At 60.3% G+C, this 24,283-nt stretch carries 25 protein-coding genes and 1 tRNA gene; 9 read left to right on the top strand and 17 right to left on the bottom strand.

Going from position 1 to position 24,283, the window contains the following annotated elements; genetic code table 11:
- From PAE61_RS12055 to PAE61_RS12075, 5 genes are all read right to left on the bottom strand, one after another.
- Positions 1 to 390, bottom strand: a complete 390-nt coding sequence (locus tag PAE61_RS12055) for a succinate dehydrogenase, hydrophobic membrane anchor protein (RefSeq protein WP_271112627.1) — start codon at positions 388 to 390, stop codon at positions 1 to 3.
- Positions 391 to 400: 10 nt separating this feature from the next.
- Positions 401 to 790 carry a succinate dehydrogenase, cytochrome b556 subunit gene (gene sdhC / locus PAE61_RS12060; RefSeq protein WP_271112628.1) on the bottom strand — a complete coding sequence of 130 codons (390 nt, stop codon included), beginning with the start codon at positions 788 to 790 and terminating at the stop codon, positions 401 to 403.
- A gap of 224 nt (positions 791 to 1,014) precedes the next feature.
- Positions 1,015 to 1,221: a DUF1737 domain-containing protein gene (locus tag PAE61_RS12065; RefSeq protein WP_271112629.1), complete on the bottom strand. Its 207-nt coding sequence runs from the start codon at positions 1,219 to 1,221 to the stop codon at positions 1,015 to 1,017.
- A gap of 1 nt (position 1,222) precedes the next feature.
- Positions 1,223 to 1,777: an NnrU family protein gene (locus tag PAE61_RS12070; RefSeq protein ID WP_271112630.1), complete on the bottom strand. Its 555-nt coding sequence runs from the start codon at positions 1,775 to 1,777 to the stop codon at positions 1,223 to 1,225.
- 102 nt (positions 1,778 to 1,879) lie between these two features.
- Complete coding sequence (locus PAE61_RS12075; protein WP_271112631.1) at positions 1,880 to 2,626, bottom strand: sulfite exporter TauE/SafE family protein; 747 nt, start codon at positions 2,624 to 2,626, stop codon at positions 1,880 to 1,882.
- Between the two features lie 95 nt (positions 2,627 to 2,721).
- Between PAE61_RS12075 and mdh the strand changes: the two genes are divergently transcribed.
- On the top strand, positions 2,722 to 3,684 hold the full coding sequence (gene mdh / locus PAE61_RS12080) for a malate dehydrogenase (protein ID WP_271112632.1): 963 nt from the start codon (positions 2,722 to 2,724) through the stop codon (positions 3,682 to 3,684).
- A gap of 133 nt (positions 3,685 to 3,817) precedes the next feature.
- Here the strand turns inward: mdh and PAE61_RS12085 are convergent, their stop codons facing one another.
- Positions 3,818 to 4,837 carry a ribose-phosphate pyrophosphokinase gene (locus PAE61_RS12085; RefSeq protein WP_271112633.1) on the bottom strand — a complete coding sequence of 340 codons (1,020 nt, stop codon included), beginning with the start codon at positions 4,835 to 4,837 and terminating at the stop codon, positions 3,818 to 3,820.
- A gap of 92 nt (positions 4,838 to 4,929) precedes the next feature.
- Between PAE61_RS12085 and PAE61_RS12090 the strand changes: the two genes are divergently transcribed.
- Positions 4,930 to 5,529: a 2-hydroxychromene-2-carboxylate isomerase gene (locus PAE61_RS12090; protein WP_271112634.1), complete on the top strand. Its 600-nt coding sequence runs from the start codon at positions 4,930 to 4,932 to the stop codon at positions 5,527 to 5,529.
- The gene (locus PAE61_RS12095) at positions 5,526 to 6,296 is read left to right on the top strand and encodes an alpha/beta fold hydrolase (RefSeq protein WP_271112635.1); all 771 of its coding nucleotides are present in this window, start codon (positions 5,526 to 5,528) and stop codon (positions 6,294 to 6,296) included. Before PAE61_RS12090 ends, PAE61_RS12095 begins: the two co-directional genes overlap by 4 nt.
- A gap of 2 nt (positions 6,297 to 6,298) precedes the next feature.
- Here PAE61_RS12095 and PAE61_RS12100 read toward each other — a convergent pair whose 3' ends face one another.
- The 7 genes from PAE61_RS12100 to PAE61_RS12130 all read right to left on the bottom strand — a co-directional run bounded on the left by PAE61_RS12100 (position 6,299) and on the right by PAE61_RS12130 (position 12,296).
- Positions 6,299 to 7,342, bottom strand: a complete 1,044-nt coding sequence (locus PAE61_RS12100) for a threonine aldolase family protein (RefSeq protein WP_271112636.1) — start codon at positions 7,340 to 7,342, stop codon at positions 6,299 to 6,301.
- On the bottom strand, positions 7,339 to 7,779 hold the full coding sequence (locus PAE61_RS12105) for a YcgN family cysteine cluster protein (protein WP_271112637.1): 441 nt from the start codon (positions 7,777 to 7,779) through the stop codon (positions 7,339 to 7,341). Before PAE61_RS12105 ends, PAE61_RS12100 begins: the two co-directional genes overlap by 4 nt.
- The gene (locus tag PAE61_RS12110; protein ID WP_271112638.1) at positions 7,779 to 8,708 is read right to left on the bottom strand and encodes a bifunctional riboflavin kinase/FAD synthetase; all 930 of its coding nucleotides are present in this window, start codon (positions 8,706 to 8,708) and stop codon (positions 7,779 to 7,781) included. The genes PAE61_RS12105 and PAE61_RS12110 overlap by 1 nt, the downstream gene beginning before the upstream one ends.
- Positions 8,709 to 8,799: 91 nt before the next feature.
- Positions 8,800 to 9,330: a gamma-glutamylcyclotransferase family protein gene (locus PAE61_RS12115; protein WP_271112639.1), complete on the bottom strand. Its 531-nt coding sequence runs from the start codon at positions 9,328 to 9,330 to the stop codon at positions 8,800 to 8,802.
- Positions 9,331 to 10,197: a TIGR01459 family HAD-type hydrolase gene (locus PAE61_RS12120; RefSeq protein ID WP_271112640.1), complete on the bottom strand. Its 867-nt coding sequence runs from the start codon at positions 10,195 to 10,197 to the stop codon at positions 9,331 to 9,333. It abuts the gene before it with no gap.
- A gap of 67 nt (positions 10,198 to 10,264) precedes the next feature.
- Entirely contained in the window at positions 10,265 to 11,182 is a 918-nt protein-coding gene (locus PAE61_RS12125; protein WP_271112641.1) for a manganese-dependent inorganic pyrophosphatase, read from the bottom strand.
- A gap of 103 nt (positions 11,183 to 11,285) precedes the next feature.
- Positions 11,286 to 12,296, bottom strand: a complete 1,011-nt coding sequence (locus tag PAE61_RS12130) for a TraB/GumN family protein (RefSeq protein ID WP_271112642.1) — start codon at positions 12,294 to 12,296, stop codon at positions 11,286 to 11,288.
- Between the two features lie 183 nt (positions 12,297 to 12,479).
- On the opposite strand from PAE61_RS12130, the gene groES reads away from it, so the two are divergent.
- The 3 genes from groES to PAE61_RS12145 all read left to right on the top strand — a co-directional run bounded on the left by groES (position 12,480) and on the right by PAE61_RS12145 (position 15,694).
- A complete protein-coding gene (gene groES, locus PAE61_RS12135) occupies positions 12,480 to 12,767 on the top strand; it encodes a co-chaperone GroES (RefSeq protein ID WP_271112643.1) in 288 nt (95 codons plus the stop codon).
- 54 nt (positions 12,768 to 12,821) lie between these two features.
- On the top strand, positions 12,822 to 14,471 hold the full coding sequence (gene groL, locus PAE61_RS12140; protein WP_271112644.1) for a chaperonin GroEL: 1,650 nt from the start codon (positions 12,822 to 12,824) through the stop codon (positions 14,469 to 14,471).
- 224 nt (positions 14,472 to 14,695) lie between these two features.
- Complete coding sequence (locus PAE61_RS12145; protein WP_271112645.1) at positions 14,696 to 15,694, top strand: alpha/beta hydrolase family protein; 999 nt, start codon at positions 14,696 to 14,698, stop codon at positions 15,692 to 15,694.
- An 18-nt stretch (positions 15,695 to 15,712) separates the two neighbouring features.
- On the opposite strand, the gene PAE61_RS12150 is transcribed toward PAE61_RS12145, so the two are convergent.
- The 4 genes from PAE61_RS12150 to PAE61_RS12165 all read right to left on the bottom strand — a co-directional run bounded on the left by PAE61_RS12150 (position 15,713) and on the right by PAE61_RS12165 (position 21,387).
- Positions 15,713 to 17,239 (bottom strand): Ppx/GppA family phosphatase, encoded by a 1,527-nt coding sequence (locus PAE61_RS12150; RefSeq protein ID WP_271112646.1) that lies wholly within the window; start codon positions 17,237 to 17,239, stop codon positions 15,713 to 15,715.
- Positions 17,240 to 17,288: 49 nt separating this feature from the next.
- A complete protein-coding gene (locus tag PAE61_RS12155; protein WP_271112647.1) occupies positions 17,289 to 19,454 on the bottom strand; it encodes an RNA degradosome polyphosphate kinase in 2,166 nt (721 codons plus the stop codon).
- 76 nt (positions 19,455 to 19,530) lie between these two features.
- Entirely contained in the window at positions 19,531 to 20,214 is a 684-nt protein-coding gene (locus PAE61_RS12160) for a P-loop NTPase family protein (protein ID WP_271112648.1), read from the bottom strand.
- Positions 20,215 to 20,217: 3 nt separating this feature from the next.
- Positions 20,218 to 21,387 carry an AI-2E family transporter gene (locus tag PAE61_RS12165; RefSeq protein WP_271112649.1) on the bottom strand — a complete coding sequence of 390 codons (1,170 nt, stop codon included), beginning with the start codon at positions 21,385 to 21,387 and terminating at the stop codon, positions 20,218 to 20,220.
- Positions 21,388 to 21,431: 44 nt separating this feature from the next.
- Here PAE61_RS12165 and PAE61_RS12170 point away from each other — a divergent pair, with 44 nt between their 5' ends.
- From PAE61_RS12170 to PAE61_RS12180, 3 genes are all read left to right on the top strand, one after another.
- Positions 21,432 to 21,854: a DUF1489 family protein gene (locus PAE61_RS12170; RefSeq protein WP_271112650.1), complete on the top strand. Its 423-nt coding sequence runs from the start codon at positions 21,432 to 21,434 to the stop codon at positions 21,852 to 21,854.
- Positions 21,855 to 21,895: 41 nt separating this feature from the next.
- Positions 21,896 to 21,969: transfer RNA gene (locus PAE61_RS12175), tRNA-Gly, on the top strand.
- Positions 21,970 to 22,056: 87 nt separating this feature from the next.
- Positions 22,057 to 23,484 (top strand): tyrosine-type recombinase/integrase, encoded by a 1,428-nt coding sequence (locus PAE61_RS12180; RefSeq protein WP_271112651.1) that lies wholly within the window; start codon positions 22,057 to 22,059, stop codon positions 23,482 to 23,484.
- Positions 23,485 to 24,283 lie beyond the last annotated feature (799 nt).

Here is a 24,283-nt window from a genome sequence, read left to right on the forward strand (position 1 = left end):
TCAGATCTGAGCTGTGGCGAGCATGACACGCGCCAGGGCGAAGAGGGTAACGGCGATCACCATCCAGCCAAAAGCGGCGGCGGCGATAAGCGCAAGCTTGCGGGCGGTATGATCCAGATAGTCGTCGATCATCAGCCTGGTGCCCTTGATGAAATGCAACATGCCAAGCGTCATGAAGATACCGACCACCAATGCCGGATAAGGCTGGCTGAAATATCCCAGAATCTCGCGCCGTTCCGGGATCTGCAGCGCCGTACCGATAACCATAAGAAAAGAGGGCGTCAGCACCGCAAGCACCGTTGCGCTTACGGTCATCCACCAGTGATGCTGCGTTCCGGTATGAGAGGCACCGTGACCGACAGCGGCTTTGCGCGGAGTGATATAACGCATAGGCTTCCCCTCAGATATAGTACAGGATCAGGCTCAGCAGGGTCATCACGACCGAGCCGATAATGATCGCAAAGCTGGTTTTCCGCGCGGTCTCGATGTCCAGCCCGATACCGGAATCATAGAAGAAGTGACGGATACCGGCCAGAAAGTGGAACCACAGCGCCCAGGCCGATCCCACAAGCACGATCCAGCCGAACCACGACCGGGTCAGCGCATTGGCGATATCCCAGGTCCTGCCGCCCACGGCAACGCCCAGAAGCCAGTATGCCAACAGCAGCAGGCCTGCAATCATCGCATGGCCGGTGATGCGGTTCATGATCGACGTGATGGCGGCGGGTGGCAGGCGATAGACCTGCAGATGCGGTGAAAGCGGCCGGTCTCCCCGGTTCACATCAGCCATGTCGTCCCCCTTCAATAAGTTGCGGGCCCACGGCAACAGCTGGCACGCGAGCTGGCTGGTTTTGCACTGTCATAAGGGTTTTTTGCCCCCTGTCACCTGTGCATGTCCAGTGATGGTAAGAAAGTTAGTAATTTTCGCCATTTGTGATCACATTATTCAGGGCTGTGATCACAGCATTGCCGCAGCGCGGCAATATCAGCCCGATTCCCGATCCCGCAGGTAATCTACTGCGCACCCAGCTTCATCTCGGGATCATAATCGCCCTCTATATCCTTCGTCACCGCCTGAGCGCAGCGCATCACGCCGCGCGACGAATCGAATGCGATGCTGGGCGTTCCGTGAAGCTGCCAGCCCTTTGCAAGCGCAGCACTCACCTTGTGGCAGAACGCTGAGTTATCGTCCTCTGTCAGCAATCGATAAAGAGTCGCCATGTCACGCTCCGAACGGGTTATAGCCAAGCCAGCCGTGAACCAGCCCGGCAACTCCGTAGACGATCAGCGTCCCGGCCAAAGCCATAACTTCCTTGCGCAGAGGAACAGAATGGGCGGGCGCGGTCCAACCCGGCTCGGCACGGTTAATGATAACCATCTCGGCAATCGCCCAGGCCAGCAACCCGCCGAACAACACCAGCGAGGGCAGATCGCCATTCACCAGCAAATGCGCGAACGCCCATAAGGCGAAACCGGTAAGCTGAGGGTGACGAAGGCGCTTGGTGATGCCGGTCTTCATGCCGGCAGCTGCGAACAGATAAACCGCGATCAGGACCAGCAGGTTATTGATCCCTTTCATCATCGGGGACGGACCCCACCAGAAACTGTCCGCAGGCGCGATCCGATAGCCCCAGATCATCAGCAGGACAGACAAAACCAGAAGACCGGTGACCACGGCAGGGCCACGTTCGCCCAGATTCGCCCGCGCTTCAGGCGTGACACGTTTGAACAGATGTGCTGCCCACCACAGGGCGACACCAAGGATCAGGATCAGCATCTGGCAACTCCGGCTTGATCGGACTCATGATCGTCGCGCTCAGTCTCGCATCATTTCGCGCCTGCAGCAATCGCCGAACCTGCTTCCCGGTGTCGCAGCACCCTAGAGGCCGACCCAACCCGTCCAGATCAGGCGCAGCGAGATCAGAAGCAGCGCCCAGGTGATGATCTTGTAGAACAATGCCTGCGGAATCACCCGCAACAGCCAGAGGCCAAGCATCAGACCTCCGAGCGCGGGCAGGATCAGCATCGCGGAAATGCGCAGATTGGCGGGATTAAGCTGGCCCAGAAAATAATAGGGGATCAGCTTCACCGCGTTGACGATGGTAAAGAACACCGTCGTTGTCCCCGCAAAGACCCGGCTTTGCATCTGCATCGGCTGCACATAGATCTGATAGGGCGGCACGCCGGAATGGCTGACAAAGCTGGTATACCCCGCAAGCGCCCCCCAGAACGACCCCGCGCCCCATCTGGGGCCGCGTGCGCCTCCCATCTGGGGACGGATCAGCGCGTTCAGGGCAAAGACCGCCCCGATCAGCCCGATGATCAGCATGATCGCCGCATCATCGACAGCATGGGCCGTCGCCCATCCCAAAGCGATGCCCGCAACCGCTCCCGGCAGCAAGGTGATCAGCGTCGGCCAGTCAAAGGCCCTGCGAAACGCAATCAGCCCGCCAATATCCGAGATGACATAGACAGGCAGCAAAATCCCTGCAGCCACGACCGGAGACATGGTCAGCGCCATGATCGGAACCGAGATCATGCTCATCATGCTGAGACCGCCCTTTGCCATGCCGACGGCGACGGCCCCCAACACCGCAAGGACCCACGATGTTTGCGTTAACTCCACTGTCATACTCCGCGTTAACCGAATCGCGCCTTGAAAGCGCCTCGGTGAGGGTCTAACCCATGCCACGACCAAATGACCATTTCCCGGAGGAATCCATGGCTCGTCCCAAAATAGCACTGATTGGCGCAGGTCAGATCGGCGGCACGCTGGCCCATCTGGCAGCGATGAAGGAACTGGGCGATGTCGTCCTGTTCGACATCGCGGAAGGCGTTCCGCAGGGCAAGGCGCTCGATATCGCCGAATCCGGCCCTGCCGAGGGCTTCGACGCCCGGCTGAAAGGTGCGAACGACTATGCCGACATCGCCGGAGCGGATGTCTGCATCGTCACGGCAGGCGTGCCGCGCAAGCCCGGCATGTCCCGCGACGATCTGCTTGGCATCAACCTGAAAGTGATGAAATCCGTGGGCGAGGGCATCAGTCAGCATGCTCCGAACGCTTTCGTCATCTGCATCACCAACCCGCTGGACGCGATGGTCTGGGCGCTGCAGAAATTCAGCGGTCTTCCGGCTGAAAAAGTCTGCGGCATGGCCGGTGTTCTGGATTCCGGCCGTTTCCGTCATTTCCTGTCGCTGGAATTCGATGTGTCGATGCGCGATGTCACGGCCTTCGTTCTGGGCGGTCACGGCGATACGATGGTGCCGCTGGCGCGTTACTCCACCGTCGCCGGTATCCCCCTGCCCGATCTGGTCAAGATGGGCTGGACGACTCAGGAAAAACTGGACGAAATCGTACAGCGCACCCGCGATGGCGGCGCCGAGATCGTCGGCCTGCTGAAAACCGGCAGCGCTTTCTATGCCCCCGCAACCTCGGCGATCGAGATGGCGGAAGCCTATCTGAAAGATCAGAAGCGCGTCCTGCCCTGCGCGGCATATGTTGACGGCGCTTATGGGCTGAAAGGCCTCTATGTCGGCGTGCCGACCGTGATCGGCGAAGGCGGGATCGAGAAGATCATCGACATCAAGCTGAACAAGGACGAACAGGCAATGTTCGACAAGTCGGTCGATGCGGTGAAAGGCCTTGTCGCGGCCTGCAAAGAGATCGATTCGTCGCTCGCCTGAGCCTTCGGCAAATCTTCTTCGGAAAGGCGGCGGGGATTCCCTGCCGCCTTTTTCTTCGCAACCGCCCTGCCCCGATGAAAAAAAGCCGCACCAGAAACGACGCGGCTTTATCGTCCGATCAAAGAAACACGGCTCAGCCGCCGGTATAGAGGCCCTCATAAATCGGGCCAAGCGTATCCAGTTCAAACAGCGAGCTCACTGAGGTGCCGTTCCAGATATTGATGATCGCCTGCGCGAACATCGGCGCGGTCGGCACGATGCGGATATTTGGGCAGTTCTTCACCGGAGCGGGTTGATCGATGGAATCGGTGATGACCAGAGATTTCATCACCGAGTTCTGAACCCGCTCGACCGCGGGGCCGGACAGAACCCCATGCGTGATATAGGCGTGAACCTCGGTCGCGCCATGATCGGTCAGAAGCTGAGCGGCCTTTACCAGCGTTCCGGCCGTGTCGCAGATATCGTCAACGATAATGCAGCTTTTGCCTTCGACATCACCGATCACGGTCATATCGGCGACCTCGCCCGCCTTCTCACGGCGTTTGTCTACGATGGCCATCGGCACGTCGATCCGCTGCGCAATCTCTCGTGCACGGGCGACACCGCCGACATCGGGCGAGACGACCATCAGATCATCCATCCGGCCCTTGAAGTGATGCCGGATATCCAGCGCAAAGACCGGCGCTGCATAAAGATTATCCACCGGAATATCGAAGAACCCCTGGATCTGGGTCGCATGGAGATCGAGCGTCAGCACCCGGTCGACGCCTGCCGTGGTCAGCATATTCGCCACCAGCTTGGCCGAGATCGGCGTCCGCGCCTTGGCCCGGCGATCCTGACGAGCATAGCCGAAATAGGGGATGACAGCCGTGATCCTGTTTGCCGATGACCGCTTCAGCGCATCGGTCATGATCAGCAGTTCCAGCAGATTGTCATTCGCCGGGTTCGAGGTGGATTGTATGATATACATATCCTCGCCCCGGACATTGTCGAAGACCTCGACGAAGATTTCCTGATCGTTGAAACGCTCGACACGGGCATCGACAAGCGCGACATTCATGCCGCGATGCATCGACATCCGCCGTGCAATCGCTTGCGCCAGAGGCTTGTTGGCATTGCCAGAGATCAGCTTGGGTTCGGTCATTGCGGGCATTCCGGTCCTCGCAGGCAGGATTCGTATGATTGCAGCGGACTTAGCACCGCGCTAGCCTGCCCGCAAACCTCAACCGACCGATGGAAGGTCAAATGGCGCATATCGACTATTATCTCGGGACGATCAGCACCTGGTCCTATCTTGCCGGAGACAGGCTTGAACAGATTGCCGCACAGCATGATGCGACGATTACCTATAAACCCATCGACCTGATGCAGCTTTTCCCGCGCACCGGCGGGCTGGCTCCTGCGGAAAGGCATGAAAGCCGGCTGGATTACCGCATGCAGGAGATCAAGCGGTGGCGCGACCGTCTGGGCATGGAGATGAATCTTCGGCCCGCGCATTTCCCGGTGAATATGGCACCGTCTTCTTATGCGATCATCGCGGCGCAGGAAGCGGGCGGTGGGGATATCGGGGCTCTGGTCCGTGGATTTCTGCGGGCGGTCTGGGCCGAAGACAGGGATATCTCGGATGATGAGGTGATCCGGGACGTGCTGTCAGCTTCAGGATTCGATCCGGCACTTACCGATAAAGGTCTGTTCGTCGGGGCCGAGCAATATGGCCGCAATCTGGAAGATGCGGTTGCTGCCGGGGTGTTCGGTTCTCCGTTCTATATCGTGCGCGAGACCGGCGAGAAATTCTGGGGTCAGGACCGGCTGGACATGCTGGCCGAGCATCTGTCGGGCCTATGACATTATTTGAACGCCATTTTGAAGGCGACCCGGATCGTCCGGCCATCGGCCTGCATTGCATGATGGGCAGCAGCAATCTGTTCGCCCCGCTAATGGAGCGGCTTGACGGGATGATCGACCTGCAAGCCTTCGATTTTCCGGGTCACGGCCGCAGCCCTGACTGGCAGGCTCAGGATGATACGGATCTGCATACATTCGTGACCCGTCACGCCGCCCGCATGATCAGGCACCCGGTTGATCTGATCGGTCACAGCTTCGGCGCGACGGTTGCGCTGCGCATCGCGGTCGGGGTGCCCGAGGCCGTCAGATCCCTGACACTGGTCGAGCCGGTGCTGTTCGCCGCCGCCCCGGAAGCCTCCAGCAAGGCGGAACATGACCGGCTGGCGCCGTTCCAGAAATCCGGCGACTGGGACGGAATGCTGCGCCGGTTTCTGGGCGATTGGGGATCGACGGCGGGTCTGCCGACCGAGGGACCCCACGCCGAGAAACTTCGTACGCAGATGAAGATGGTGATGGACACCAACGCGTTTCTGATGGCGGACTGCGCCGAGATCCTGCGCGAAAACGGGCTGGAAAGAATTGATGCGCCGGTCATGCTGATTGCCGGAGAACACTCTCCGAAGGTCGTTCACGAAATCGCCGAGGCTCTGGCGGCCCGCCTGCCCGATGTCGGACGCGCCGTCATTCCCGGCGCGGGTCATATGCTGCCTCTGACCCATGCGGATCAGTTCGCGGATCTGACCCGGATGAATCTCGACCGTGCCTGAACCTATCCGCGAAGCGCCTCGACAAGGTCGCTGACATCCTCTTCGGTCGTATTCCAGCCGCAGACAAAGCGGACGGTCACCATATCTTCGGTCTCTTCGCCAAGAGAGGCCCATTTATGGAACACCGCACCTGCCGAGCGGGCGCGGTCCTCTGCATCGACCGGAATCACCGCAAAAACCTGATTTGCATCGGCGGGCTGCGCCAGATGCGCCCCTTCGACGGCATCAAGCTGCTGCGCCAGCAAGCCCGCCATATCATTGGCGTGCCGTGCCAGTTCCAGCCACAGACCCCCTTCCATCAGCGCGTAAAACTGCGCCGAAAGGAAGCGATGTTTCGACAGCAAATGCCCGCTGCGTTTGCGGATATAGTCAAGCCGCGCGGCCAGTTCGGGATTGAACGCCACAATCGCCTCAACCCCCATCGCGCCGTTTTTCGTGCCGCCGAATGACAGCAGATCGACGCCCGCCCGATGCGTGACGGATGCAGGCTCCGCATCGCTTCCCGCCACCGCATTGGCAAAACGCGCCCCGTCCATATGCAGCAAAAGTTGATGCTGCTTTCCGATCGCCGAGATCTCGGCCAGCATCTCTGCCGTCCAGATCCGGCCCCATTCGGTCGTGTTGGTCAGCGAGATCGCGCCGGGTCTGCTCCCGCCAAGCCCTTCGCCCGCCCAGAAACCGGCAGCACGGTCCAGAGCGTCAGGGTCGATCAGCCCGCCATCGCCCGGCATCAGGGTCAGCTTTGCGCCGCCGGTGAAAAGCTCTGGTGCGCCGCATTCCGAGGTTTCGATATGCGCATCCTCATGACAGAAGATCCGGTCCCAGCCATTGACCGCTCCGCCAAGACAGATCGCATTCGCCGCGGTCCCCGTCGCCACGAACAACACCGAGGCTTCCGGCGCATCCAGCACCTCACGGACGCGATCCTCGGCAGCCGCCGTCAGCGCATCCCCGCCATAAGAAGCGACATAACCTTCATTCGCTGCCATCAGCGCCGCCATCACCGCAGGATGTACCCCGGAACAATTATCCGAGCCAAAATTCATGACAGATCCTCGATGATATGATCCTCCCAATCTTCCTCGGGCACTTCGGCCTCTGACAGGGTCCAGCCGCGCACCGACATGCCCGCACGATGAACCGCGTCACGGTCACCGCTGATCAGATAATGCCATTCCGGCAGCGACTTGCCCTCATGCCGCAGCCTATAGGCACAGCTTGCCGGCAGCCAATAGGAGATGTCGCGGATCTTTTCCGGCGAAAGGGTCACGCATTCAGGAACATAACGATGCCGCGTTTCATATCGCGTGCAGCGGCATGTCTCTCCGTCCAGAAGACGGCAGGCGATACGAGTAAAGGCAAGCTCGTCCGTATCCTCGAATTCCAGCTTGTTCAGGCAGCATTTTCCGCAGCCATCGCAAAGCGCCTCCCATTCCCGAGAATCGAGATCGCGCAAGGGCAATTCCCAGAAGCGCGGACGCATCAGCCTTCCGCCAGAATCTTGCGGGCCTGTTCGCCATCCCGGTCCATCTGCGCAACAAGCTCATCCACCCCGGCGAATTTCTGTTCGGGCCGCAGATAGTCGATCAGCGCCACGGAAAGATGCTCACCATAAAGATCGCCGTCGAAATCGAAGAGATGCACCTCCAGATTGGGTTCATTCCGTCCGAACATGGGGCGGACACCGATACTGGCAACCCCCGGATAACGCCCCTTATGCGGCCCGCCCACGACATCCACCATGACGGCATAAACACCCAGCTTCGGGATATGCAGCCCGTCCACCGACATATTTGCGGTCGGATATCCCAGTTTGCGACCGCGCTTTTCGCCATGCAGCACTTCACCCTCGATGCGATGCCAGTGACCCAGCATCCGTTCGGCATCTCGCGGACGCCCCGCGGACAAAGCCTTCCTGATCGCGGTCGAGGAAAAATCCGCGCCATCTTCGCCGATCAGCGGGGCAATGGTGACCCCGAAACCAAACCTGTTTCCCAACTCCTGCAAGCTCGACGCATCACCGGCCCGGCTTTTGCCGAAATGGAAATCCCGACCGACGGTCACATGCGCGATCCCCAACCCCTCCGCCAGCACATCGCGGGCAAAGGCTTCGGGTGAAAGCCCGGCAAGCTCTGGCCCGAATGGAAGCTGGAACAGATGATCCACCCCCAGACGGCGCAGCCGGTTGGCCCGCGCCTCGGCATTCATCAGCCGGAATGGCGGCGCATCGGGGGCGAAGAACTCACGCGGATGCGGCTCGAAGGTAATCACGCCGAGAGGCGCGTCCATTGCAGCGCGGGCCGTGTCGATCACGGCAAGGTGGCCGCGATGCAGGCCGTCGAAATTGCCCATCGCCACGGATGCCCCACGGCAGGATTCCGGCAGCCCGGTCCAATGGTAATGGATTTGCAAGACGTCCCCTCCGAACAGGTCCGGTACGGTTTACACGCGGCTAATTCCGCAGTGACCAGCGTATCGCGCAGAGAGGACCCGGTTGCAAGCGTCAGCCCTTCCCGGCAGCCGGGGGCACCGCAACGCAGCGATTCAGCAGACCGATTGCCTCGATCCGGCGCAGCCGACCGGGTTCGGGATCGGGAACCGAGGGAACCGCCTCCAGCCGCGACAGCCAGCACTCCGGCAGACCATGTTCTCGCGCACCGGCCAGAACCAGAGCCTTATACCAGTCGAAGGGCTGCATGTCGGCATCGCGATAGCGGTCGGGCGCAATATAGGTAAAGGCCTCGTCCCCGGTCCCGTCAAAGGCGACATTCACCGAGACACGCTCATAGCCGCGCCCGACACCCTCGATGGCATCGAGTGTCAACAGATCCTCATCGTCCAGACGGAACAGCACACCCTGAACAGCACCACTGCCCGCAACCAGCGTTGCCTTGCCCGACCCGTCCTGACCGATCTTGTCGAAAGCGATCTCATGCCCGGCCAGAACAGCCGGTCCCAATCCCCGCGCCGATCCGCATCGCGCCCCAAGCCGCCGGGTCAGCATGTTCGACCCATAGGCAAAATACAGCGCCACCTAGCGCAGCCGCCCCATCGCCCAGGTCGGATCAAGCAGCTTCTGCTGCAACCACTCCTCAAGCAATCCCGGCTCGGGATTTTCGACATCGCCGCCCATATCCCCGGCAGCCAGCCCGCCGGTAATGAAGACAGAATCGAGCCCCTCGCCCACGGCACCGCGAATATCGGTGTTGATGCCGTCTCCGATGACCAGAATGCGGGCACCATCGCGAAGATTCAGCCGCCGCCGCGCCAGATCGTAAATCGGCGGATGCGGTTTTCCGAAATACAGGGATTCCCCGCCCAGTTCCTGATAAAATTCGGCAATCGCCCCGGCGCAGTAAATCCGCCGCTCACCCAGATCGACCACGAGATCGGGATTGGCGCAAAGCAGCTTCAACCCTTTCTCACGCGCAAGCATCAACTGCCCGCGATAATCCTCGGGCGTATCGGTTGCCTCATCGAACGGCCCGGTACAGACGATCCCCTCGGCATCTTCCAGCGAGACCCGCTCGATCGGGGCCGCGTCCCGCCATTCCGCAGGCGCATCGAAGAAACTGTCATCCTTGGACGGCCCCAGATGCCAGACCCTGCGTCCCAAGGCACCCGAAAATAATGCATCCTGCGCCGCATCGCCCGATGTCACCACATCGTCCCAGGCATCGTCAGGCACACCCAACCGCCCGAAAGAGGCGATCACTTCAGGCGCAGGGCGCGGCGCATTGGTCATCAGGCACACTTGCCCGCCACCGTGCCGGAATTCCTGCAATGCCGCGACAGCAGCCGGATAGGCCTGAATGCCGTTATGCACACACCCCCACAGATCACAGAACAAGACGTCGTAATTCGGGGCAATCCCGGCAAGCGCGTTGATGATCCGCGTCATCGTTTCATCCTGGTGAAAATATCCTCGGGGGTCCGGGGGCAGATCGCCCCCGGTTCTAAAGCTGCGATCAGACCTTGAGGGCCGGGATGATCTGCTTCTTGCGCGACATAATGCCCGGCAGAACGACGGTATCGCCCTCGACCGAGGCCCCGAACGAGGCCTCTGTGATCTGCCGAACCCGATCATTCGGCACCAGCAGCGTCGCCTCTTCCTTGAGGATGTCCACGATGAACAGCATGACTTGATCGACACCATCCGCAGCGGCAACGCCGGGCATGGCAGCGAGCAGTGAGTCCTTGCGGTCCAGAAGGATTTTCGGCGCGGTGGTTTCCAGAACCGAGATGCGCAGCTTGCTGCCGTCCAGCTCGAATTCCTTGCTGTCCATGCGCAGCAGATCCTCGTCGCCGAAGGCGGACACATCGGATTTCGCTTCGAACATCTCAGAGGCATAATCCGGGATGCTCAGCCCTAACTCGCCCGCTAGTTTTTCAGCTACCGAGCGGTCATGGGCGGTGGTGGTCGGGCTGCGGAATTCCAGCGTATCGGACAGGATGCAGGTCAGCATGACGCCTTTCACCCACTCCGGAGCCTGCGCCATATCCTCACCGATCAGATCATGCATGATCGTGGCGGTGCAGGCCAGCGGACGGATGGTGATATTGATCGGCGCACGGGTCTTCAGCCCGCCAACCAGCATGTGATGATCGATGATCTCCAGAATCTCGGCGTCATTGATGGCCGAGGGCAGTTCAGCCGGGTTGTTGGTGTCGCAGATGACGACCTGATCGCCCTCACCCAGCTCCGTCACAATCTCTGGCATGTCCTGCTTCCAGCGGGACACCATCCAGGCTGCCTCGGTATTCGTGGTGCCCTGAATAATCGCGCGGGCGGGAGTCTTGCGGATCTCATTCAGATACCAGGCCCAGATCATCGGCGAGCCGGTCGCGTCGGTATCGGGCGATTTATGGGCAAGTACGGTAATCATCGCGGGCTCCTTACGCGGATATAAGCGGAATTCGCGGCTCTCCTACCTTGGCGGACACGCAAAGTCCATCGTGCCCCATGCCAAGGAAACGAAAACGCAGGAATTACAGGGACAATCTTTCGATGCTCCAGCCATCCTTTTCCAGAAGCCGCAACACGCCATTCTCTCCGGGCAGATGCAACGCACCGAAAGCAGCCACGATCCCTTCCCCGCCCGCAGCCTCTGCCGCTTTGGTCAGAGGCCCGATCCAGCTTCGGTTGCGATCATCCATCAGCAATTCCTGCGCCTCTGCGGTCATCTCATCGACCTCGTCGCGCGACAGATCGGTGTTGCTGTACGCATCAATCCGACCGAATTCCCAGATCGGCCAGACGGACTGATCCGCATAGGCGTCGATCATCGTCGCCGCGTAATCATCGGCATGGGCCGCTGCTGGCAGCGAATAGACGATCATCTCGATCTGCTCCTCGGGCGTCATCTGGCCGAACATTTTCAGCACCGTATCCCAGGGCTCCAGAGCCTTGATCCGCGTGCCGCTTTGCGTCGCGGCTTTGACCAACTGCCAGTCAAGCCCGGTCATTTCCCCGCCATTGGCCGCCATTTCGCGCATCATGCAGGGCGAAAGACCCATCATGGTGGCCGCGTACCAGGGGCGCATCTTCGAGACCATCACGGCCGGAATGCCGCGATCCTCCATCGCGCCGGAAAGCTGCTGCCATTGCGCGTCGCTTAACCGCTCGGGCAGGGTCGGGCCGTCAGGCTGCATCATCAGCGAGGGATCCTCTATCATCGCCTGCTGAAGCTGCGCCTGTTCCTCGGGTCCCATCTCGACCAGCAGCGCATCGGCATTGGCCAGATCCTGCCCGAACCGCTCAAGAACCTGGCTGTGCAGAGGATGGTCAAAGTGAAACGTCCCGATCAGAATCATGCTGTCCCCGCCCTTTTCAGCGCGCCAGAACAGGCCTTCGGTATAGGGAACCGCTTCAGTCCGTCGGCTGATCTCGGCCCGGTCGGCCTCTGGCAAAGCCGCAATCAGGTTGTCCCCCGCGCATTGCTGTGCGAAAGCTGCGGGCGCGGCAAGACATAGTGAAAGCGCGGCGAAAAGACGTTTCATGACGGTCTCCGTTATCTGCGGGTGCAGGCAAACACAGCGCGACCTCGAATGCCAGAGCGTCAGAAAAAAATCACATCAGATCAGTTGACAGAAAAACAGGCGCGACCTAGATCACCGTCATTGGCACTCATAAGAAACGAGTGCCAACAACAGACACTGAACCTGAAACACCGGAGTGTTAACATGGCTTTCAAACCGCTGCACGACCGCGTTCTGGTCAAGCGCGTCGAATCCGACGAAAAGACCAAGGGCGGGCTGATCATCCCCGATTCCGCAAAAGAAAAACCCGCTGAAGGCGAAGTCGTCGCCGTTGGCGAAGGCGCCCGCAAGGATTCCGGCGAGCTGATCGCCCCGGCTGTCAAAGCAGGCGACCGCGTTCTGTTCGGCAAATGGTCGGGTACCGAGGTCACGCTGGACGGCGAAGAGCTGCTGATCATGAAGGAAAGCGACATCATGGGCATTATCGGCTGATCGCCGACGCCCTGACAGACGCTTCAATTCAAAAGAAATCCCAGGAGAGAAAACATGGCTGGTAAGGACGTCAAGTTCAACACCGATGCTCGCGACCGTATGCTGAAAGGCGTGAACATCCTCGCCGATGCAGTGAAGGTCACCCTCGGCCCGAAAGGCCGTAACGTCGTTATCGACAAATCCTTCGGCGCACCGCGCATCACCAAGGACGGTGTGACCGTTGCGAAGGAAATCGAGCTGTCCGACAAGTTCGAAAACATGGGCGCTCAGATGGTCCGCGAAGTCGCTTCGCGCACCAATGACGAGGCCGGTGACGGCACCACCACCGCGACGGTTCTGGCTCAGGCCATCGTCAAGGAAGGCATGAAGGCGGTTGCCGCCGGCATGAACCCGATGGATCTGAAGCGCGGTATCGATCTGGCGACCTCGAAAGTCGTCGATGCGATCAAATCGGCCTCGCGTCCGGTCAACGACTCGGCTGAAGTCGCACAGGTCGGCACGATTTCCGCCAATGGCGAGGAATCCATCGGCAAGCAGATTGCTGACGCCATGCAGAAAGTCGGCAATGACGGCGTGATCACCGTCGAAGAAAACAAGGGCATGGAAACCGAAGTCGAAGTCGTCGAAGGCATGCAGTTCGACCGCGGCTATCTGTCCCCCTATTTCGTGACCAACCCCGACAAGATGGTCGCTGAACTGGAAGACGCCTATATCCTGCTGCACGAGAAGAAACTCTCCTCGCTGCAGCCGATGGTTCCGCTGCTGGAATCGGTGATCCAGTCGGGCAAGCCGCTGCTGATCATCGCTGAAGACGTCGAAGGCGAGGCTCTGGCCACGCTGGTCGTCAACAAACTGCGCGGCGGTCTGAAAATCGCTGCCGTCAAGGCTCCGGGCTTCGGCGATCGCCGCAAGGCCATGCTGCAGGACATCGCCATCCTGACCGGCGGTCAGGTCATCAGCGAAGATCTGGGCATGAAGCTGGAGAATGTCACCATCGACATGCTCGGCACCGCGAAGAAAGTTTCGATCAACAAGGACAACAGCACCATCATCGATGGCGCCGGTGAGAAAGCCGAGATCGAAGCACGCGTCGCCCAGATCCGTCAGCAGATCGAGGAAACCACCTCGGATTATGACAAGGAAAAACTGCAGGAACGCGTAGCCAAGCTGGCTGGCGGTGTTGCCGTGATCCGCGTCGGCGGCATGACCGAGATCGAAGTGAAAGAGCGTAAGGACCGCGTCGATGATGCGCTGAACGCAACCCGTGCGGCTGTTCAGGAAGGCGTCGTCGTGGGCGGCGGTGTTGCTCTGGTTCAGGGCGGCAAGGCTCTGGAAGGCCTGAAAGGCGCGAACTCCGATCAGGATGCCGGTATCTCGCTGGTTCGTCGCGCTCTGGAAGCACCGATGCGTCAGATCGCCGACAATGCCGGTGTTGACGGTGCGGTCGTTGCGGGCAAGATCCGCGAATCCAGCGACAACACCTTCGGCTTCAACGCTCAGACCGAAGAATATGGCGACATGTTCAAATTCGGCGTGATCGACCCGGCGAAAGTGGTCCGCACCGCACTGGAAGACGCAGCCTCGGTTGCCGGTCTGTTGATCACCACCGAAGCAATGGTTGCCGAGAAGCCCGAGCCGAAAGGCGCTGGCGGCGCCCCGGATATGGGCGGCATGGGTGGCATGGGCGGTATGGGGATGATGTAATCCCCTGCCCTCATGGCAGAAACGGAAAGGCCGTCCCCCGGGGCGGCCTTTTTCGTGATCCGCCGCTGCGGATCGCTTCGGCTGATCCTGCACGTCCGAATGCAGCGGCTCCGCCAGACCCAAGCCGACTTTACAGGCTGCATGATCGGTCTCACGACCCAATGAGCGTTTGCGAAACACAGAGCCGCCGCATACGGTCAGCGCAACGTTCAGCAGAGGCTTTCATGTCCCGTCATTTATTCCCCCTTCTTACGCTTGCTTTATCTCCGGCTCCGCTGCTGGCGGCGGGCTTCGAACTTGGCTCTGTGGCATCGTCGCCCGATATCGCGATCGGGATATGGTATCCGTCTTCTTCATCTCCTCCTGATGAGCCAAACACACCATTCGGTCAGGCCGTCGCGATTGACGGCGCACCGGAAGGCGCTGATCTGCCGCTTGTGTTGCTGTCGCACGGAAATGGCGGCTGGATGGGTGGTCATGCGGATACCGCGATGGCCCTTGCCGAGGCGGGCTATATCGCCGTTGCCCTGACACATCCCGGCGATAATGGTGAGGATGAAAGCGCCTCCCCCTCGGAATGGCTCGTTTCCCGTCCCGCCGATATCGCGAAAACGCTTGATTACATGCTGACCGGCTGGAGCAATGCAGATCGCATAGATCCCGCAAGAATAGGCGTTTTCGGCTTTTCCGCCGGAGCGTATACCGCGCTTGTCTCGGCAGGCGGTCTGCCCGATTTTTCGCTGGCCGCGCAGCATTGCGTTGACATGCCTGCTGAATTCACCTGCCGGATCGGGATGCTGGATGATATCGATCCGGTCGAACTCGGTTCCCAGTTGCCTTCTGTATCAGGCGATTCCCGGATTACTGCGATCAGCATCGCAGCACCCGGGCTTGGATATGGTTTCAGCAAAGCCTCATTGGCCGATCTGACGGTCCCTGTTCAGATCTGGTCAGGCACACGGGATGAGAGGGTTCCGCATGACACGAATGCTGCGAATATTGCCGCCAATCTGCCACGCCCTCCAGAGATGAATATCGTCGAGGATGCCGGGCATTTCGCATTCATGGCAGAATGCAATCCAGCCCTGGAGGAGGTCAATCCAGAGATCTGGAAAATGGTTTGCGTGGATGCTGACGGGTTTGACCGGTCTGATTTTCACCGCTCATACAACGACAGGATCGTCAGCTTCTTTGACGCGGCCATGCCCGCCCCGGACCAATAATTCAGCGCTGCCAAAGGGTTATCTCTCGACAACGCCCTCAACGCCCAACGCCTTGCACAGCGACTGAAACCGCGCCTCGGCCACTTCTCCGAACAAGGCACGGCCGGTTTTGGTCAGCGAAAGCTCCAGCCTGTCCTTCTTCTTCGACAGCTTAAGCTCACCCGCTTCGGCAGGGTCCTTGACCGCGAACATCGCGCCGAACCGCATGGCCTTGCCCAGAACCTCGGCGTCGTTCAGTTCTTCATCCGAGAGCATCGCAAACATCGGCGCCATTGCCGCACCGGACCGGGAATTCTTGTAGCGATGGACCAGAGCCACGCCCAGAAAAACCCGCTCGGGATGCGACAGGGCAGCCATATTTGCGCGGGTCACATTGTCGAAACAGGCATCCGCGCGGTAATCGGGATGGGTCCGCCACGATGTGTCATGCAGCAGACAAGCGGCGCGGATCAGCCGCATCCGCTCGGGCGGAACATCCTCGAACAAGGGCAGCAGGAACTGGAACAGTTTCTTGCCGAAACCCGGCATACGCGCCATCTGCTTTTCGGTGAATTTGGCCGATTCCAGCAGAGGATCACGCGCACGCAGGCTGGCCGACATATGTTCGTAAAGCAGCCCCTCGCGGATCCCGTATGAGGATACCGCAAGCTCTTTCGGCTGGAATGTCTCCACCAATTGCCGCAGCACCAGACTGGCAAGCGGCACAAGTTCCATCCGCGAATTCGAGACCCCGACCCGCGACCGCAGGGCCTGAAGATCGCTGTCGGCAATCCAGCCGACCGTATCCTCGACGGCTTTCGGGGTCATCTGGTATTCATGCAGAACCGTCATCAGATAGCCTGTACGCTCCATATCCAGCCGCGCAATGGCCCGCCACGAGCCGCCCACCAGATAGATCCGGTCATGATCGGTGCCGACTTTCTGCGCCAGTTCCTCCATCACCTTGCGGATATGTTTGCGCAGACCGGCCTCACCGCCTTTCACCTGCTGAAGCCGGAACGGTCCAAGCTGCGAGGTGGCGCGTTTCCCGACCTGTCCCTTACCGTCCAGCACGGCCAGCTCCATCGAGTTGCCGCCAATATCGCAGACAAGCCCCTCGGCCGCGGGCCAACCCAGAAGCACGCCCTGAGCCGAAAGACGTGCCTCTTCCTCGCCGTCGATCACGTTCAGCTTGAGGCCGGTTTCCTTCTCGATCCGCTTGCGGAATTCCGGGCCGTCCTTCGCATCCCGCACCGCAGCGGTTGCAACGGCAGTCATCGGACGGACCTTCATACCCGCGGCAATGGCTGCAAAGCGGTGCAGGGCAGCCTCGGCACGTTCGACCCCTTCAGGATTCAGCATGCCGGTTGTCGACATGTCCTTCCCCAGACCCGCCATGACCTTTTCATTATAGAAATAGGCCGGGGACCGCGCCGCGCCGTCAAAGATCACCATGCGGATCGAGTTCGACCCCACATCGACCACCCCGACCCGGCTGAGCGCACGCGCCGAGGCATCTTCAAACAGTCCCTCGAACGGGTCCTGGATTTCGGCCTTGCCGTTCATCATCATGCTCCTGATTTCGGACAGGGGGACTGACTGGAGAGGTTGTTTCTTAATCGGGGCTATGGGTCAAGGCGGGTACGTCGCCCGCGCCCACCCTGCCCCGGCCCGACAGCGAGGGGTTCTCCATGAAGAACCTATGGCAGTTGAACAAATCATCCCGCCCCGCCGGCAGGTGACGCAGGTATTTGCCGTCAGGTTGTAAAATCCAGCTTTGCGACTCATCGGCCATATTCGCAGCCATGATCTGACTGACTATTTGCGCCTTCACTGTGTCATTTACGCACTCGACCAGCGTTTCAACGCGGCGGTTCAGGTTCCGCCCCATCCAATCGGCTGAACTTATGAATACACGCGCTTTTCGCGACGGCAGGCCATACCCGTTCCCGAAACACACGATTCGGGAGTGTTCCAGAAAGCGCCCGATAATGGATTTGACGCGAATATTATCGGACAGCCCGGCAATCCCCGGCCTGATCCCGCAAATACCCCGGATCACAAGATCGATCCGGACCCCGGCCCGCGAGGCATCGTAAAGCGCGTCGATCACATCCGGCTCGATCAGAGAGTTCATCTTGGCCCAGATCGCGGCAGGTCGTCCGGCCCGCGCCAGATCGGCCTCACGCCGGATCAGTTCGATCAGGTGCTGCTTCATCTCGATGGGCGATATCGACAGGTTTTCCAGACCCTCGGGCTGCACATAGCCGGACAGAAAATTAAACACCTTGGTTGCATCGCGCCCCAATGCCGGGTCGCAGGTAAACAGCGAAAGATCCGTGTAAATCCGTGCCGTGATCGGGTGATAATTCCCCGTTCCATAATGCGTATATGTGACAAGCACATCACCCTCGCGCCGCACCACGGTCGAGATCTTCGCATGTGTCTTGTAATTGACGAAGCCATAGACCACATGCGCACCCGCCCTCTCAAGCCGACGCGACTGACGGATATTCGCCGCCTCGTCGAAACGGGCCTTCAGCTCGACCAGAGCGGTCACCGATTTACCAGCCTCGGCAGCTTCGCAAAGCGCCTCGACAATCGGGCTGTCGCGGCTGGTGCGGTACAGGGTCTGCTTGATCGCCAGCACATCGGGATCACGCGCCGCCTGCGTCAGATAGCGCACCACCATATCGAAGGTCTCATAGGGATGATGCAGCAACATGTCCTTTTGACGGATCGCAGCAAACATATCGCCATCGTGATCCTGAACCCGTTCCGGCACGCGCGGGTTGAATGCGGGCCATTGCAGATCGCGGCGGTCATCCAGAACCAACTCTTTCAGATCGGCGACGCCGAGCATGCCCGACACCTCGACCACCTCATCAGGGTGAACCTGCAATTCATCCATGATGATCCGGCGCAGCGCATCTGGCGCACCTTCAGTGATCTTCAGCCGGATCACCGTCCCGCGCCTACGGCGCTTCAATGCGGTCTCGAATTCGCGGACAAGATCCTCGGCTTCTTCCTCGACTTCCAGATCGGAATCACGCAACACCCGGAACGCGCAATGCCCGGTATCGCGACAGCCCGGAAACAGGCTGGCAAGGTTCATCAGCAGCAGATCCTCCAGCCGAAGGAAACGCGTCCCCCCCGGCAGGCGAACGAAGCGTGAGAGCTGTGCGGGGATCGGCAATAATGCCTGCATCCTGCGACCGTCGGATTCCCGCGCCAGTTCGAGAGCCAGCGAAAATCCGGTATTCGGAATGAACGGAAACGGATGGGCCGGATCGATGGCCAGAGGAGACAGCACCGGCAAGACCTGATCCAGAAAATGCCGGTTCAGATAATCTTCCTCGGACCGGGTGATCCGCGAGCGTGAGAGAATCACGATATTCTCGGATTCCATCTCTTTGCGCAGCCCGTTCCAGACCGTCTGCTGCGCCCCCATCAGGCGGCGGGCATCGGCGTTGATCAGGCGCAGTTGTTCACTTGGCGTGCGACCATCCTGCGAAGGGGTGGCGTTTCCCTCACGTACAAGCTCACGCAGACCGGCCACACGAACCGTATAGAACTCATCCAGATTGGTGGCCGAAATGGCAAGGAACCGCAGCCTTTCCAGCAGAGGAACACGCGTATTGCGGGCCTCATCCAGCACACGCCAGTTGAAGCTGAGCCAGCTTAACTCGCGGTTGAAAAAGCGGTCCGGACCGTGGGGAACACCACCATGCGGCTGAACCGGCGGAGGACATGGATGTTTGAGAAAGTCAGCTTGCGTCATATGCCGCCCATGAAAAATGGCCGGTATGTTGCGCAGCGAAGCCCCTGAATGTCCAGTCGCCTTAACGGCCAGCCACCTATTTTTTCGATAAAATGTTAAGATTTTCGGCGGCAAGATTCCGGGTCAGAGGACGCCGCTGCGCCATCGCCTCTGAATCCAGCCGCGCCACAAGCCGCCGCGCCAGACCAAGATCCCGATCCATACGCGGCACCAGCCAGTCGATCAGCCCTGCAGGCACCGCAATTTGCCTGTCCGCGAACAGCTTTACCAGAACGGCACTCAACAGCGCCTCATCCGGCGCCTCGATACGGACCGAGGGCATCGCAGACATCCGGCTGAACAAATCCGGCAGCGCGATCTGCCAGTCGCGCGGCGGCGTCCGCGCCGTCAGCAGCAGCCAGCATTCCCGCGCGGCGCAGAGGTTCCACAGATGGAACAGCGCCTCCTCCGCACCCGCCGCCTGCCCGACGCGATGGGCGTCCTCGATGACGACCGCACCGTGCTGCGACGCAAGCCGGTCCGCCATATCCGGCCGCAGCGAGGACGCAGGCATCCGCGCCGCGCCGGTTTCCGCCGACCAGATCGCAGCCATATGGGTCTTGCCCGCCCCGTCCGGCCCGATCAGCAGCATCCGACCCTGAGGCCAGTTCTCAGGCGCTTCCAGAGTGGTCAGCGCCAGTGCGTTTGCCGGGGTGACCAGAAAATCATCACGGGACAAGGCCGGCTCATGGCCCAGATCCAGTGTCAGTTGCCGCGCCATGAATCAGCGAATGCCTCCGGCATCACCGGAACCGGCCTCGTTCAGACGCTGAGACAGCACCCGCTCACGCGTTCCTTCGGGCGCGATCTCGACCAGCATGGGCGGCGGCGGGGGTGGTGCGGATTGCTGCCCGGTATAAAGCGGGCTCTCGACATAGCGCTGCGCCGCAAATCGCACCAGAACCCCCAGAGATGCCGCAAGCGGCACCGCAACCATCATCCCGACAAAACCAAACAACGCCCCGAAAACCGACAGGGCAAGCAGCAGCCAGACAGGGTGCAGCCCGACGTGGTTCCCGACGATTTTCGGCTGAAGATAGTTCCCCTCAACCACCTGCCCCAACGCGAAAATCCCGAACACAAGGCCAATCCACAGCGGCTCTCCCCAGAAATGGAACAGCGCGACCCCAAGCGCCGTCGCCCCACCGATCAGCACGCCGACATAGGGAATGAAGGACAGCACCGCCGCACCGATCCCGATCGCCATGCCGTATGGAAGCCCGACCGCCATCAGGCCAAGCGAATAAAACGTCCCGAGAATCAGAATGACCGTCCCCTGCCCGCGCAGGAACCCCGACAATGTCTCATCGATCTCGCCCGCCAGACGCCGGATCGTCGGAGCGTGCTGACGGGGCAGCAGGACATCGACGCGCTCGACCAGATCGTCCCAGTCCAGCAGCAGATAAAACGCCACCACCGGCACGATCACCAGCAACGCAATCACGCCGACGACACCGGCGACAGAGCCCAGAACCGAGCCAAGGATCTCTCCGCCTTTTTCGCCGATCAGGCTGGACAGATTATCCAGCCCCGCCTGCAACGTGCCGCCCTGAGGAAGAAGACCGGGGAATCTCTGCTGCAGATAGGCCTGCAATTGCAGGATCATCTCGGGCGCGGCGTTGATAAGCTGTGTCGTCTGCCGGATGACCATCGGGGCAAGAAACAGGATAAAGGTCACGAACGCGACGATGGCCGCAAGTGTGATCACAACCACCGCCAATGTCCGGCTGAGCCCCGCCCGCTCCAGCCGGTCGGCCAGCGGGTCCAGCAGATAGGCCACGCCGGCGCCGATAATGAACGGCAGAATAGCCTGTCCAAGCAGCCAGAGCGACAGAAACAGCACTGCCGCTGCCGCGCCCCACCAGATGACCTGCGATCTCGTCGACATATGCATGATTGGCCCTTTGCCACAACGTCCCGGCCCCCTATATCGGGGGCATGGGCAAATACGTCAATCTGATGAAACTCTGCGTCGGCGCCGAAGGCCCCGATCAGCTTGAGGACTGGCAGCAACAGCGCTATGGCGACCGGCCTGCGCGGCACGTCACCCGGATTTGGCCCAAACGGGAAACCGAGCTGCTGGCGGGCGGCTCGATCTACTGGGTTTTCAAGGGTACGATGCTGGCCCGCCAACGGCTGATCGGCCTTGAGGAACATCTCAGGGATGACGGTATCCGTCGCTGCGCCCTGATGCTGGATCGCGACCTGATCCGAGTCGCGGCGGTTCCCAGGCGGCCCTTCCAGGGCTGGCGCTATCTTGCACCAGAGGACGCCCCGCCCGATCTCTCGCCGGACCGCGCCCATGACGACAGACTGCCCGCACATCTTGCCGCCGAACTTGCCGAAATGGGCCTGCGCTGAGGCTTGACGTTATCTTTCCGCTGGCCTATTCGACGCCGGATGCGGGTGTAGCTCAATGGCAGAGCAGAAGCTTCCCAAGCTTACGACGAGGGTTCGATTCCCTTCACCCGCTCCATTGCGTCTCTGGCACACTCTTTATTTTCAATGCTTTCAGGTGGTTGCGTTCCCCTCCGGTGCACTTTAACGCACACACGGAGTACACATGGGACTGATCTTGAAGCATATCGCACAGACCAAATCAGGCAGCTTTCAGTATCGCCGCCGCGTTCCGAAGGATGTCTCCACGATCATCGTCAAGCGCGAGTTCAAGCAGAAGCTCGGTGATTCCCGGCGCGAGGCACTCGCCGCCTATCCCCGGTTTCACGCCACGGTGGAGCGCGAGATTGAAGCGGCACGGATGCAGCTCACGCAGAACCAGATCCCACAGGCCAGCAATGTGACCGAACTTGAGGCCTATCAGGAGGCGCTGCGACTGCGCCGGGAAATGCTGAATGACGGGCTTACCGGCAGCGACATGGCATCTGCCGCCGATCTCATCGTGCATCGCTATCCGATGGACCCAGAGACAGACGCGCCGATAGGGGCCAGCCTTGCCGACGCCTACAGGATCAACATGCTGCGTCTGGGACCAGAGAGGCTGCCCGCCCCGCAGCCCACGCTGGACGACGCCCGGAAACTGTATCTCAAGGAGCATCTGCGGGCGGACAGCCCGGACACTGACCATCGGGTCGTCGGATTGGCGAACCGGGTCATAGATGCGGCCATTGCAGAGATTGGCTGCAATCCCGCCCTGTCAGCAATCACCCGGGAAGATGCCCGCCGCATACGCGATCATATGCTGGACCGGGTAAAGATGACAGGCAAGGGAATCGGAGAGAAAGTCAGTGCCTCGACAGTCTCGCGGGAATTGTCGATCATCAGCGCTATTTTCAACTTTGCCGTGGTCGAGTTCGGCCTTGAGGGATCGATCCAGAACCCGTTCAGCCGCCTTCCGGTCGCGCGTGTCGCAAAAGGTCAGGGGCAGAAAGCCTCCGAGAAACGCGCCCCGCTTCCATCTGACGTCCTCATGGAAACCCGGCAGAGAGTGATTGCCAAAGCCACCCCGGAACTGGCCCTTGTCTGGCGTCTGATCGAAGGCACTGGCTGCCGCATCGCAGAGGTGACGGGGTTGCTGGCAGGTGACGTCAGGCTGGCGGGCGAGTTTCCACATATCCGCATAGAACCGAACGCGGTACGCAGTCTGAAGACGGAAACATCCCGACGCGAGGTGCCACTTGTCGGGGATGCGCTGGCTGCTGCAAAAGAGGCGTTAGAGCGTGTTCAGGCGGAAGGCGGCAACGGCAGCCTGTTCCCGTCCTATGGTCGCCCACGGGGCAGCGATGCTGCATCCGCGTCGTTGATGAAACATCTGCGCAAGGTCTCGCCGGACGGAAAGCACGTCATCCATTCCCTGCGCCACAATATGAAGGACTGGCTTGTCTTGGCCGAAGTGCCGTCTCTGGAACAGAACCTGATCCTCGGCCACACGCTGGGCGGTGTTGGCGACAGGGTTTATGGTGGTGAAGTCGCCAAGCTGCGGGCGACCACACGGGCGATGATGCGAGCGCATGAGATGAAGGAAATGCGGTAGATCAGGCATCCCGTCAGCACAGCAAAGGTACAGTTACGTGACCCCATCGCAGCCCGCGTAATGGCAAAGACCATATGCCCTGCGGGGTAGATGGAGAATACGGGGTCGGCGGAGGCCGAACCAATCCGGGATGCCCTTTCTGGGGTACGGCAAAGCGTCCCCCTGTGAGCGCCGTTCAGATGCGCTTATTACGTACTCACAGGGATAGCTTTGCGGAGGCACCGTAGAAGAGGTTCGGCCTTCGCCGTCCCCGAATATCAAATCACTTGTTCAACTCCCGTTCAGGCCGCCCTCCTTTGCATGTGGTCTTTCCCGTCAACAAGCACAGTTACGTTCCCTTTATATATGGCAGAGGGACTTTTTCTGCCCGCCTTCCATGTCTCCCACGGACACGGACGCTGGATCAGGCTTCCATCCTCATAGACTGGTGGCGCATCCGGGCCGAAATATTCAGCCGGAAATACCAATCCATCAGCCGAAGGAAGCACCGTCTCCGGGGCCAGAACCTCAAAGGAGCGAAGCTCATAGACCTCTCGGCAATAGTGATCGAGGCTCTGCGCAATCCCGATCCTGCCCGCCACCCCCTGCGACCAGCCCTGCAGAAGATGCCGCCGGGTCAGCATCCGGCGCAATTCAGAACTGCTGCGCCCCTGTACGATAAGCCGCTCCAGGAACACCGCACGATACCGTGGAGGGGTTTCATACAGGGCGTTTGTGAGGTCAGGCAGACGCCGCTTGCGACGCTCTTGGCGGCGACGTGCTTCGGCGCTTGCTGTGACTGTTTGCGGGCCACGTCCGG

This window comes from Paracoccus aerodenitrificans, assembly GCF_027913215.1.
In the GTDB taxonomy this organism is placed as follows: domain Bacteria; phylum Pseudomonadota; class Alphaproteobacteria; order Rhodobacterales; family Rhodobacteraceae; genus Paracoccus; species Paracoccus aerodenitrificans.